Genomic DNA, 12,468 nt, shown 5'->3' on the forward strand with positions numbered 1-12,468 from the left:
CGCAAAAACATCCGCCCCCCGGGACGGCGGAGTCCGGGGCGCCCACGCCGCGGCGGACGTCCGGAAATCCGGGGCCGGCCGCCGGCGCCTCAGCGGCCCAGCGGCAGGGACAGGTTCATGTTGACGGCGTATTCGCCCGTGACCACGTCGCGGTCCGCGCCCAGGGCCAGGCGGACATTGGGAGCCAGCAACATGCTCTGCGACAGGCCGAAGTGGCGTTCGGCCAGGACGCCGTCGGCATCGCGCACCCCGTAATAGGTGCCGGTGAGCGTGCCCCAGCCGCCCATGGGCAAGCCGGCGGACAAGGTGTTGCGCGACTGCCGCGTATCGATGGGACCGGTGGAATAGGTGGACAGGTCGTTATAGCCGGCCTGGGTCTGTTCGTTGGCATAGCCCAGCGTGATGCCGGACCAGACGTCGACCTTGTAGCCCAGCCGGTAGCGCCAGCTTTCCGCCTCGTCATAGCGGCTTTGCGTGGCGCCGGCGTTCAGCGTGCCCCATTGCCCGATCGAATAGGTCGACCCCAGGCCGGTGGCGCTCAGGGCGCGCGCGCTTTGCGCCTGGCCTTCGACCGTCCAGTCCTTGGTGACGCCGTAGCGCAGCGCGCTGCTGCCGGCCGCCGAGCCATAGGCGATGCCGCCCTGGGTGGCCGACGTATCGGTGTAGTCCAGGTGGCCGAACATGGACGAATAGCCCAGCTTGCCTTCCGCCACCGGGGCGTCGGCGGCGGCCGTCAGGTTGGAAAAACCGAAACCGCCTATCGTGGCCGCGCTGCCCCAGGCGGGGGTGTACGTCGATTGCGACCCCAGCGAAAGGGAAGGCCCTTCGACGGAGCGATAGGTCAGGCTGCGATCGCCTTCCTCGATGCCGCCCACGGTCGAGATGCCGGCGAACCAGGGCTTGGGCGCGCCCAGGGGACGGGCCCATTTGACCTTGCCGGGGGTCCCCGGGGCCGGCGGCTCGTAGCTCAAGGCGTAGCGGGATGCGGCGGGCGCCATGAGGTCGTCGGGAAGCGCGTCCTGCGCCTGGGCGGCGGTGTTGCGGCACTGCACAGGGCTGGCGATTTGCGAGGCCGCGGGATCGACCGGCTGCGCGGCCAGTCCGGGATCGGGCCGGCCCAGCACCGCGGCCAGGGGATCGTCCGCCGGCGCCGTTCCGTTTGCTCCATTCGCCCCGTTCGTTCCGTTTGCTCCGTTCGCGCCGCTTGCCACGTTCGCCCCATCCGCAGCATTCCCGGCATTCGCCGCGTCGACCGCCCTTGCCGCGCGCGCCGTGGCGTCCGCGCCCGGCGCGGCCGGCTGCGTCGCGGCGGGCAGCGTAATCCGTCCGGTCCCGCTGCCTGCGTCATTCACCGCGGCGGCCACCGACTCGGCCGTGGGATCGGCCGCGGGCGCGCAAGGCGGCAATTCCGCCGTCAACATCACCGAATTGCCCACCTGGACCGGCAAGGGCTGGGCGGGCGCCAAGTTGCCGATGGTGGCCGCGACATACTGGGGCGGCGCGGCGACGGACAGCGCGGGCACGGCCAGCGCCAGGCCGCCGGCCAGGCGGGCCAGCCGCGCGCGCCGGAGACGGGCAGGTGCGTACGCAGGAGGAAACATGGTGAATGTGATGAGTAACGGCAAGATGGCAGCGAAATAACGACCGGACCCTGGTCAAAGACGGGGCGCGGAAACGGGGATTTTAGGCTGCTTGCTGCGGCACGGAAACGCCTGTGCCCCCATCGTCGGAAACAAACCATGACCGTGTCGCGACGCCGCCACCACCCCGCCCCGGCACGGGCGAAAGCCAAACGTCAAATACCGTATATTTCAGTCGATTTCCCGCCTCTTGCACAGGAAGCCGGACCATAACAATATGGGCGCCATGGATACGTCTACCCCCCACACCAAGCTGTTGGTCATCGATGACGACCCTGCCCTGCGCCAATTGCTGGCCGACTACCTCAACCGGCACGGCTACGACACCCTGCTGGCGCCGGACGCCAGCGACCTGGCCGCGCGCATCGCGCGCTACGCGCCCGACCTGCTGGTGCTGGACCGCATGATGCCGGGCGGCGACGGCGCCGATGCCTGTCGGCGCCTGCGCGAACAGGGGGAAGACATTCCGGTGATCCTGCTGACCGCCCGCGACGAGGCGGTCGACCGCATCATCGGCCTGGAGGCCGGCGCGGACGACTACCTGGGCAAGCCCTTCGACCCGCGCGAACTGCTGGCGCGCATCGAGGCCGTGCTGCGCCGCAAGCGCGGCCCCTCGGCGCTGACGCGCGACGCGCCGGTGACCTTCGGCCCCTTCACCTTCGACCCCACCACGCGCCAGTTGCTGCGCGAGGACACGGTGGTCAAGCTGACGGGCGGCGAGATCAACCTGCTGGAAGCCCTGGTGCGCAACGCCGGCAAGCCCCTGTCGCGCGAACGGCTGCTGGCGCTGGCGCGCGACGACGACGCCGGCGAACGCAACGACCGCGCCATCGACATCGCCATCCTGCGCCTGCGCCGCGCCATCGAGGACGATCCCAAGCAGCCTCGCTGGATCCAGACGGTGTGGGGCATCGGCTATCGTTTCTCGCCCTGATTACGCATGTCCTTTTCGCTCCGCAAGCTGCTGCCCCGTTCACTGCGCGCGCGCCTGACGCTGCTGGTGCTCGGCTGCGTGCTGCTGGCGCAGGCCGCCACCCTGGTGGTCGGCGCCCACTACCGCGACCGCTATCTCGAGGAAGTGGGGCTGGACTACATCGCCACCACCATACGCACCTTGCGCGCGGCGCTTTCGGAAATTCCGGCGGAAGACCGCGCCGACTTCGTGCGCGACGCCTCGCAAGGCCAATGGCACCTGTGGGCGCGCACCCTGCCGGCCGAAGCGCAGATACAGCGCTTCAACTGGGGCGGGCTGCCACCGCCGCCTCCCCCGCCGCCGCCCGAGGCCGATCCGCAAAACGCGCCCAACGCCGGCCGCCAGCCCGGACCGGGCGGCGCCGCGGGCGCCAATAACCCCGCCGGCCCCGCCGCGGGCCAAGGCCAACGCCCGGGCGGCGAGGACCGGGGCGGCGGCCGCGATCGATTCCGCGACCGCCGCGGCGGCGCCGACGGCGACACCCGCAAGGACCTGCGTGAACTCGTGCGCCAGCTCAACCGGCGCCTGAACGACGGCACCCGCGTCGCCCTGTCGCGCGGCCCCACCGCCGAAGTCTTCATTTCCCTGGCCAACAACCCGACCAGCGAGGACGCGCCGCGCCTGCGCGAATGGCTGGTCATTCCCGTCGACCGCCTCGACCCGCCGACTCCGACGCCGCTGATCGTCGCCTGGCTGGGCGGCCTGGGCCTGGTGCTGCTGCTGGCGGCGGGTTTTTCCTGGACCATCACGCGCCCCATCACCCGCCTGGCCCATGCCGCCGACCAGTTGGCGGCGGGACAGCCGCAGCGCGTGGAGCCCGCCGGCCCCCACGAGACCCGCGTCCTGGGCGAGCGCTTCAACGCCATGCTGGACGCCCTGGCCGAATCGGAATCGGTGCGCCGCACCCTGCTCGCCGGCCTGCCCCACGACCTCAAGGGGCCCTTGTCGCGCATGTGGCTGCGCATCGAAATGGCCGACGACCCCGTGCTCAAGGAAGGACTGCGCAAGGATTTGCAGGACATGCAGCACATGGTGGACCAGTTCATCGGCTTCGTGCGCGGCACCGATCCGGCCGGCTACCGCTACGCCCCCATCCCCCTCGCGGAATGGGTGGTGGAGCGGGTGCATAACTGGGCGGGCGCCGGCTCGCCGGTGCAGTTGACCATGGCGCCGGACACCGCCATGACCCTGCAAGGCGACGCGGTGGCGCTGGCGCGGCTGCTGGACAACCTGATCGGCAACGCCCTGCACCACGGCGCGCCGCCGGTCGAGGTGACGCTGGAGAAGCGCGACGGCGAGGCCGTCCTCACCGTGGCGGACCATGGCCCGGGCATTCCGCCGGAGCGGCGCGCGGAAGCCTTGCGCCCCTTCGCCCGGCTGGACGACGCGCGCACCCGCAGCGGCAACGTCGGCCTGGGGCTGGCGCTGGCCGAGGCCATCACCCGCGCCCACGGCGGCCGCCTGACCCTGGGCGCCGCGCCCTGGGGAGGATTGAGCGTGGAAATCGTCCTGCCGCTGCAAAACGGAGAATAGCCCGGCAGCGCCGCGCCGCCCTCCCCTCAGGACTTGCCCGTCGCCGGCGCGGCGGGTGCAGCCGCGGCCGGGCTCGAACCGCCGGCGCCGCCACCCGTGCCCGGCGCGGAGGCGACGGCCGCGGAGGCCGCCGCCGGCAAGGCCAGCCGGGGCGGCTTTTCCTTGCCGAACACGGAGCGGTAGGAAAGGATGTTGAACACCAGGATCAAGGGGATCGCCACCACGGCGCCGGCCAGCACCAGCCGCAGGGACCCGGGGGAAGCCGCGCCGTCCCAGATCGTCATGTCGTCCAGGATGAGATAGGGAAACAGGCTATAGGCCAGCCCGCCCATCATCAGCAGGAACAGGCAGACGCACAGGACGAAGGGGACCCAACTGAAACGCTCGGCCCGCGTCGGCAGGCGCGCCAGGACCATCTCGGTCGTCACGAATCCCAGCAGCATCGCGCCCCAGGTGGAAACGGCCAGCCCCAGGTGCGACAGATTGCTCCATTTATAGAAGATGCCGGCGTTGGCCAGGCCCAGCGTCACCGCGATCGCCACCATGCCCGCGGCGGCCCAGCGTATGGCATGGCGCGCCCAGTTCACGGCGCGCCGCTGCAGGTCGCCCTCGACCCGCATCACCAGCCAGGTCGAGCCCAGCAGCACGTAGCCCGCCACCGCGCACAGCCCGACGAACACGGAAAAGAAGGTGTAGCCCGGCAGGCCCTGGTAGTTGGTGGCGATGCGCCCCAGCACCATGCCCTGGCCGAAGGCCGTCATCAAGGAACCGGCCCAGAAGGCGAACAGCCAGCGCGGCTTGTGCTCGTTGCGGGCGCGGAAGCGGAACTCGAACGACACGCTGCGCAGCACGGCGCCCAGCAGCATCAGGGTCAAGGGCGTATAGAGCTGCCCCAGCACCACGCCCCAGGCGAAGGGAAAGGCCGCGGCGAACAGTCCCACCCCCAGCAGCAGCCAGAACTCGTTGGCGTCGCGCCAGGGGCTGAGCAGCGTCATCATGCGGCCGCGCTCGGCCGGCGGGGCCAGTTGCAGCAGCATGCCCACGCCCAGGTCGAAGCCGTCGAGCACCGTGCCGGCCAGGATGAGGACGAAGAGCATGGCCATGAAGGCCAGCGGCATCCAGAAACCAGGGTCTTGCGGATTCAGGCCCAGCGATGCGGCAAGCGAGGTAAAAGCGGAAATCATGCGGGGGCCCTGGCGAATTTGCGCACCGGCACCACGCCATAGCGCGCGGCATGGAACAGCATGCTGACGAAGGCCCACAGCAGCAGGCCGTACAGCAGCACGTAGCCCACGGTGCCGTACAGGAGGCCGCGGCCCGTGGCCGGCCCCAATATCTCGGTCTGCGTGATCGCGCCGTTGACGATATAGGGCTGGATGCCGACCAGGGTCATCACCCAGCCCGCCAGCAGCACGATGGCGCCGGAGAAGGTCAGCGCGCTGAGCACCCGCAGCCAGCCGCGCGGCAGCACGGCGGGATCGAGCCCGCGCTTGCGCAGGCGCAGCAGGGTGGCCCAGGCGGCCAGGAACATCAGCCCCCACATGATCACCATCACCCGCAGCGACCAGAACGTGAGCGCGACCGGCGGCTGCATGCCGGAATAATTCTCCAGCGCCAGCAGCTTGCCCTTGACGTCACGGCCCAGCCAGCGCTCGCCGGCGCCGGGGATGGACACGCTGGCCAGGTTGCTGCTGGTTTCGGCGTCGGGCATGGCGAACAGGACCAGGTCCGGGCTGTCGCTGTCGTGCCAGAAGCCGACCGCCGCGGCGGCCTTGGCCGGCTGGTAATGCGCGATCATGAGGCCCGCCTTCATCCCCGCCGGGGCCAGCGCCAGGATGGCCAGGCACGCCACCACCAGCGCCGCGCGAAAGCCCAGCCGTTCGCCGTCGTCCAGGGGACGCCGCAGGGCCTGCCAGGCGGTAATTCCCATGACCATGAAGGACACGGTCAGGGCCGCGCACAGGAGGTTGATGCCCAGGGTCAGCTTCAGCGAGGGATTGACGAGCACGGCCATCCAGTCGAACACCTGGTAGCGGCCGTCCACCGCCACCGCGCCGTCCGGCGTCTGCATCCACGACACCAGCGCCAGCACCCAGAAGACCGCCACCAGTTGCCCCAGGGCGACCATGAAGACCGACAGCGTGTGCACGGCCTCGGACACGCGCCGCTGGCCGAACAGCATCACGCCCAGGAAGCAGGATTTCAGCGCGAACACCGACAGGACCGCGAAGCCCAGCAAGGGGCCGGCGACGTTGCCGATGCGGTCCATCAGGCCGGACCAGATGGTGCCCACCTGCACCAGCACCGGCACGGCGGCGGCCAGGGCCAGCACGAAGGCCAGCGCGAAGATGCGCACCCAGAACCGGTAGGCGGCGGTCCAGCCCGGATTGCCGCTGAAACGGGCCTTCAACTTGAAGAAAAGCAGCAGCCAGGACAAGGCCAGCCCCAAGGCCACGAAAAGCGCCAGGAAACCGAGACAGACCGTGAATTGCACCCGGCCCAGAAGTAAAGGGGGAAGGATCATGATGCGCGCTAGTTTAGAGCGACTTGGCGGAATCGGCGCGGAGGCTTCGTCCAGGACAGGTTTCGGGAAGTTTCATCGGGCGCAAGCCCCCCGCTCATCGCCTGGAAGCCCCGGCGCGAGCAGTCCCGGCGCCGGCGGACATGGCGCCGCCAGCGCGATTTGCGCCCGCCCGGGCGGCCGATTCGGACCCCGGCGGGCCCGAAGGACGCGGACGTGGCAAAATTGTCCTTTTGCCGCCGCCCCGACGTAACAGCATGACGACCGCCCCGACGACTCCCGCCGCCCCGAATTTCCTGCGCCACATCATCGAAGCCGATCTCAAGGCCGACCGCTTCCATGCCAAGCGCTGGGCCGGCGTGCCCGGTCCGGCCAGCGTGCAGGCGGCCGGCCAGCCGGATCCGGCGCGCATCCGCACCCGCTTCCCGCCCGAACCGAACGGCTATCTGCACATCGGCCACGCCAAGAGCATCTGCCTGAATTTCGGCCTGGCGCGCGACTACGGCGGCGTCTGCCACCTGCGTTTCGACGACACCAATCCGGAAAAGGAAGACCAGGAATACGTCGACGCGATCATCGACGCGGTGCGCTGGCTGGGCTTCGACTGGAAGGCGGGCGACGGCGCCGAGCAGTTGTACTTCGCCAGCGACTACTTCGACTATATGTACGACTTCGCCCAGGCCCTGATCCGGGCCGGCCATGCGTACGTCGACCAGCAGAGCGCGGAAGAGATCCGCGCCAATCGCGGCACCCTGACCGAGCCCGGCGCCAATTCGCCCTGGCGCGACCGTCCCGTGCAGGAATCGCTGGACCTGCTGGAGCAGATGCGCGACGGCAAGCATCCGGACGGCAGCCTGGTGCTGCGCGCCCGCATCGACATGGCCTCGCCCAATATCAACCTGCGCGATCCCGTCCTGTACCGCGTGCGCCATGCCACCCATCACCGGACCGGCAACAAGTGGTGCATCTATCCCATGTACAGTTGGGCCCACCCGGTGGAGGATGCGCTGGAAGGCATCACCCACAGCATCTGTACCCTGGAATTCGAGGATCAGCGGCCCTTCTACGACTGGACCCTGACGCGCCTGGCCGAACTCGGCAAGCTGGCCCAGCCGCTGCCGCACCAATATGAATTCGCCCGCCTGAACCTCAGCTACATCGTCACCAGCAAGCGCAAGCTGCTGCAACTGGTGCGCGAAGGCTATGTCGACGGCTGGGACGATCCGCGCATGCCCACGCTGTTCGGCATGCGCCGGCGCGGCTACCCGGCCTCGGCCATCCGCCTGTTCTGCGACCGCACCGGCGTGTCGAAATCCGACTCGCGCATCGACTACAGCCTGCTGGAAGCGGCCGTGCGCGACGAGCTGGACCCGGTGGCGCCGCGCTCGGTGGCCGTGCTGCAGCCGCTGAAGCTGATCATCACCAATTACCCGGAAGGCCAGGTCGAGGCCTGCACCGCGCCGCGCAATCCGCACGATCCGGCGCAAGGGCAGCGGGAATTCCCGTTTTCGCGCGAACTGTGGATCGAACAGGACGATTTCCGCGAAGAACCGCCGAAGAAATACTTCCGCCTTTTCCCCGGCAACCTGGTGCGCCTGAAGTACGGCTACGTGGTGCGCTGCACCGGCTGCGTCAAGGACGCCGACGGCAAGGTCGTCGAGGTGCACGCCGAATACCTGCCGGAAACCCGCAGCGGCACGCCGGGCGCGGACAGCGTCAAGGTCAAGGGCAACATCACCTGGATCAGCGCGGCCCATGCCGTCGCCGCGCAGATCCATCTGTACGACCGCCTGTTCGCCGATCCGCATCCGGACGCCGGCGACAAGGACTTCCTGGCCGCCCTCAATCCCGATTCGCGGCGCACCGTTCAAGGCTGGATCGAGCCGGGCACCGACCTCGCTTCCGGCGCCACCTGGCAGTTCGAACGCCTGGGTTACTTCGTGGCGGACAGCCGGACTTCCACGCCGCAAGCCCCGGTGCTCAATCGCGTGGTGACGCTGCGGGATTCCTGGGGCCAGGGCTGAGCCGACAGGGCCGGGACCGGTTCCGGTCGCAGTGAACCTTACGAATCCGCCGGCCCGGGGTCGTCCTCGTCCGGGTCGTCCAGGGGCGGCGCCACCGTGCCGCGGCTCGGCAACAGGCCGCCTTTTTCCGCGTCCAGCAAGGGCCGCCGGCGGGCCAACGAGGGCGCCGGCGGGTCGGAGGGCGCGCGCGCGTCCGGATCGGGCTCGGGCAAGGCGCTGGCTTCGTCGTCATAGCCTTTTTCCCGGGCGCGCAGGTCTTCTTCTTCCTGGCCGCTGAGACCGGTCGGGCGTTGCGGAGGGTTGGGATGGGACATGTCGGACTCCTCGCGATGAGTGCCTAAGAGGAATCTCCACGATAAACGAAGGGGACCGTGTCCATACGCGTCTTGCGCGCAGGTCTCGCAATACGTAGCCCATCCTTACGCTCGATTACCGGTGGGCGCGGGCGGCATATTGCCCGGCACGGGGGCACGAATATGCGCAAACTGTTCGATGAAGGGAAGGCCTCGGTTATCATTCCCCGCTATTCCGCAACCGGAGTCCTTGTCCGGTCTCCAACGAAATGAATAGCGCACCCCTAGCCCTCGACTTCAAGAGCGCCACGCTTTATGCCGTGCGCGTCGTCCTGCACAACGCCGACCTGGCGCAATTGACCGCCGCGCTGGACAAGCGCATGGCCGATGCCGGCAGTTTCTTCGAAAACGAACCCGTCGTCATCGACGCCAGCCGCGTGGAAGACCCGGTGGACTGGCCCGCCCTGCTGGCCGCCTTGCGCGGCCACAAGCTGCCGCCCATCGGCGTGGTCGCCGAAGGCGACAACCTGCGCGCCGCGCAGGCGGCCGGGCTCGCCGCCGTCGAGTTGTCCACCCCGCCGGCCCGCGCGCCGCAGCAAGCCGACACCGGCGGCGCGCCGCCGCCCATGCCCACCCAGCCCGCGGCCGAACTGGTGGCCGCCCCCGAGCCCACGTCCACCGCCGCCGAAGCGGAGACCGCCGCCAAGGCGATCAGCGGCGCGGGCACGTCGTCGTCCGAACAGCAGTCGGCCGCCGAGGGAAAGACCGCCGACGGGAAAGCCGCGGGCGAAGCCGCTTCTCAGCCGGCGCCGGCCGGGGAAAACGCGGCCGGCAATGACAACGCCAATGGCAATGGCGGGCAGCGCCAGGGCAAGCGCGCCGATGGCGCCGCCCCGCGCAATGGCGGAAACGGGAGCAATGGCGGCAATGGCGCCGGCCTGCCCGCCGCGCCGGCGCGCCAGCCCATCCCGGAACGCGCCGCGCGCAGCACCACCTCGGCCGCCGCGCCGACCGCGGCCGATCCGCATTCCTCGTCGGCCTTGGTCATCACGCGGCCGCTGCGTTCCGGCCAGCGCGTCTATGCGCGCCACTCCGACCTGGTGGTGATCGGCATGGTCAGCCAGGGCGCCGAGGTCATCGCCGACGGCAACGTCCACGTCTACGGCCCGCTGCGCGGCAAGGCCATGGCGGGGGCGCGCGGCGACACCACGGCGCGCATTTTCACCACGCACCTGGACGCCGAGCTGCTGGCCGTGGCCGGCGTCTACCGCGTGGTCGAAGACAAGCTGGACGCCTCGCTGCACGGCAAGCCGGCGCTGGTGCGCCTGGAAGGCGACACCTTGCGCCTGGAGGCATTGAAGTCCTAGGCACGAGGATCGGAACCCGGGCTCTGGGAACCCGGGACGATGCGCGCCTGGGACAGGGGAACACGGGACATGGGGACGTGGGATAGGGGACACGGGAAAGCAAGGGCATGCGATGCAATCGTGCCGCCCCATCGCCGATCCCCTGGCCCATCCCTATAACCGATCCCTATAACTTGTAAGAAGCATCCATGGCCGTCGAGGCTGACGGCTTTTTGCATTACGATACTGCGATTTGTTCCGAACATAAGGGCTACTGAGTCATGACGCGTATAGTTGTGGTCACTTCCGGCAAGGGCGGGGTTGGCAAGACGACCACCAGCGCCAGCTTTTCCTCCGGGCTTGCCATGCGCGGTCACAAAACCGCGGTGATCGACTTCGACGTCGGTCTGCGCAATCTGGACCTGATCATGGGTTGCGAACGCCGCGTGGTCTACGATTTCGTCAACGTCATCCAGGGCGAAGCGTCCCTGAAACAGGCCTTGATCAAGGACAAGCAGCTCGACAACCTGTTCGTCCTGCCGGCCTCGCAGACCCGCGACAAGGATGCGCTGACGCAGGAAGGCGTGGGCAAGGTGATCGACGACCTCAAGGAAATGGGCTTCGATTACGTCGTCTGCGATTCGCCCGCCGGCATCGAGACGGGCGCGCTGATGGCTGCTTATTTCGCCGACGACGCGCTGGTGGTCACTAACCCGGAAGTGTCCTCGGTGCGCGACTCCGACCGCATTCTCGGCATCCTGGCCGCGAAGTCGCGCCGCGCCGTGCAGGGCGACGAGCCGGTCAAGGAATACCTGCTGCTGACCCGCTACAACCCCAAGCGCGTCTCCGATGGCGAAATGCTTTCGTTGCGCGATATCGAGGACATCCTCCGCATCAAGCTCATCGGCGTCATTCCCGAGTCGGAAGCGGTGCTGCAGGCCTCCAACCAGGGCCTGCCCGCGGTCCATTTGAATGGCACCGACGTGTCCGAGGCCTACAAGGACGTCGTGGCGCGTTACCTGGGCGAAGAGAAAGAGCTGCGTTTCACCGAATACAGCAAGCCGGGCTTCCTCAAGCGCATTTTCGGAGGAAAGTAAGCAATGTCCCTGTTGTCGTTTCTGCTCGGCCAGAAGAAGAACACGGCAAGCGTTGCCAAGGAACGTTTGCAGATCATCCTCGCCCATGAACGGACCGGCCGCGATGGCTCCTCGCCCGACTACCTCCCGCAACTGCAGCAGGAGTTGATCGCCGTTATCTCGAAATACGTGAAGATCAATCCGGACGACATCAAGGTGAACCTGGAACGCCAGGACACCCTGGAGATCCTCGAAGTAAAAATCGAGATGCCGCAGCCGTAGAGGCCCCCCCGTACCGCGCGGAGCGCGGCCCCCCAGGGGGCGACACCGGCGGACCGGAAGGAGGGGCCCACCCCAGGCGCGCTACGCGCGCCTCCCCTCAAGGGGCGACACCCGCGGACCGGGGGACCCGGATCCGCGGTGTCCTCGATGGGGCTGGGGTTCTTTTGTGCGGTTTCGAAAGGGGGCGTCGCCGTATGGCGCGCTGCCAAACAAAAAGGCCCGTCAGGGCCTTTTTGTTTGGTGGTGTCGTTTGGGGGTTATCGGCCTATCTGGTTGCCGATGACGCCGCCGATGGCGGCGCCGCCTACGGTGCCGAGGACGCCGCCGTTGGTGATGACGGCGCCGGCGAGGCCGCCGACGCCCGCGCCCGCGACCGTGGACCGTTGCCGATGGCTCATGCTGTCCCAGGTGGAGCAGCCCGTCATGGTGAACGCCAGCAGGGCCAGCGCGCAGACTTTGCGCAAGGGTATCCGTTTCATGATTGTTCTCCTTTGCCCGCGGAGATCGGCGCGAGAGGCACGGGTTTGACACGAAACCCCGACCGGACGCGGTGCGGCAGTTAACGAGGCTTTCAGGATCGCGCAAGCCGCCCCGCCGCGGTGTGAGGATTGCCCTAAGGTTGTGTCAATTGGTAGGCCCCCCGCAACGCAACATCCTCGCCACCCCCACCACCCTGTCGCCCTCCGTCCCAACGCTGACGTTACGTAACAGGGATCTGTAACACCCGCAACACTGTTTGCGGCATCCCCGCGACACACCCAAATGTCCCGTCGCCAACCT

11 protein-coding genes are annotated in these 12,468 nt (G+C 68.6%); 6 read left to right on the top strand and 5 right to left on the bottom strand.

Annotation, left to right across the window (positions count from 1 at the left end; translation table 11 throughout):
* Nucleotides 1-89: 89 nt before the first annotated feature.
* Complete coding sequence (locus CAL29_RS31725) at nucleotides 90-1,601, bottom strand: hypothetical protein (RefSeq protein ID WP_094855721.1); 1,512 nt, start codon at nucleotides 1,599-1,601, stop codon at nucleotides 90-92.
* A gap of 265 nt (nucleotides 1,602-1,866) precedes the next feature.
* On the opposite strand from CAL29_RS31725, the gene CAL29_RS25525 reads away from it, so the two are divergent.
* Both CAL29_RS25525 and CAL29_RS25530 read left to right on the top strand, forming a co-directional pair.
* On the top strand, nucleotides 1,867-2,574 hold the full coding sequence (locus tag CAL29_RS25525; RefSeq protein ID WP_094856908.1) for a response regulator: 708 nt from the start codon (nucleotides 1,867-1,869) through the stop codon (nucleotides 2,572-2,574).
* 6 nt (nucleotides 2,575-2,580) lie between these two features.
* A complete protein-coding gene (locus tag CAL29_RS25530) occupies nucleotides 2,581-4,146 on the top strand; it encodes an ATP-binding protein (RefSeq protein ID WP_094855722.1) in 1,566 nt (521 codons plus the stop codon).
* Between the two features lie 26 nt (nucleotides 4,147-4,172).
* On the opposite strand, the gene CAL29_RS25535 is transcribed toward CAL29_RS25530, so the two are convergent.
* Both CAL29_RS25535 and CAL29_RS25540 read right to left on the bottom strand, forming a co-directional pair.
* Nucleotides 4,173-5,330, bottom strand: coding sequence for a cytochrome d ubiquinol oxidase subunit II (locus CAL29_RS25535; RefSeq protein ID WP_094855723.1), 1,158 nt, complete (start codon nucleotides 5,328-5,330; stop codon nucleotides 4,173-4,175).
* Nucleotides 5,327-6,670, bottom strand: a complete 1,344-nt coding sequence (locus CAL29_RS25540) for a cytochrome ubiquinol oxidase subunit I (protein WP_094855724.1) — start codon at nucleotides 6,668-6,670, stop codon at nucleotides 5,327-5,329. Before CAL29_RS25540 ends, CAL29_RS25535 begins: the two co-directional genes overlap by 4 nt.
* A 254-nt stretch (nucleotides 6,671-6,924) precedes the next feature.
* Here CAL29_RS25540 and CAL29_RS25545 point away from each other — a divergent pair, with 254 nt between their 5' ends.
* Nucleotides 6,925-8,691, top strand: a complete 1,767-nt coding sequence (locus CAL29_RS25545; protein ID WP_094855725.1) for a glutamine--tRNA ligase/YqeY domain fusion protein — start codon at nucleotides 6,925-6,927, stop codon at nucleotides 8,689-8,691.
* Nucleotides 8,692-8,729: 38 nt separating this feature from the next.
* Here CAL29_RS25545 and CAL29_RS25550 read toward each other — a convergent pair whose 3' ends face one another.
* The gene (locus CAL29_RS25550; RefSeq protein ID WP_094855726.1) at nucleotides 8,730-9,005 is read right to left on the bottom strand and encodes a hypothetical protein; all 276 of its coding nucleotides are present in this window, start codon (nucleotides 9,003-9,005) and stop codon (nucleotides 8,730-8,732) included.
* Between the two features lie 248 nt (nucleotides 9,006-9,253).
* Here CAL29_RS25550 and minC point away from each other — a divergent pair, with 248 nt between their 5' ends.
* The 3 genes from minC to minE all read left to right on the top strand — a co-directional run bounded on the left by minC (nucleotide 9,254) and on the right by minE (nucleotide 11,688).
* Complete coding sequence (gene minC, locus CAL29_RS25555) at nucleotides 9,254-10,351, top strand: septum site-determining protein MinC (protein ID WP_094855727.1); 1,098 nt, start codon at nucleotides 9,254-9,256, stop codon at nucleotides 10,349-10,351.
* A gap of 260 nt (nucleotides 10,352-10,611) precedes the next feature.
* Entirely contained in the window at nucleotides 10,612-11,427 is an 816-nt protein-coding gene (gene minD / locus CAL29_RS25560) for a septum site-determining protein MinD (protein WP_094855728.1), read from the top strand.
* 3 nt (nucleotides 11,428-11,430) lie between these two features.
* Nucleotides 11,431-11,688, top strand: a complete 258-nt coding sequence (minE, locus tag CAL29_RS25565; protein WP_094855729.1) for a cell division topological specificity factor MinE — start codon at nucleotides 11,431-11,433, stop codon at nucleotides 11,686-11,688.
* A gap of 257 nt (nucleotides 11,689-11,945) precedes the next feature.
* On the opposite strand, the gene CAL29_RS25570 is transcribed toward minE, so the two are convergent.
* Complete coding sequence (locus tag CAL29_RS25570) at nucleotides 11,946-12,167, bottom strand: glycine zipper 2TM domain-containing protein (RefSeq protein ID WP_094855730.1); 222 nt, start codon at nucleotides 12,165-12,167, stop codon at nucleotides 11,946-11,948.
* Nucleotides 12,168-12,468 lie beyond the last annotated feature (301 nt).

The organism is Bordetella genomosp. 10 (assembly GCF_002261225.1).
In the GTDB taxonomy this organism is placed as follows: domain Bacteria; phylum Pseudomonadota; class Gammaproteobacteria; order Burkholderiales; family Burkholderiaceae_B; genus Bordetella_C.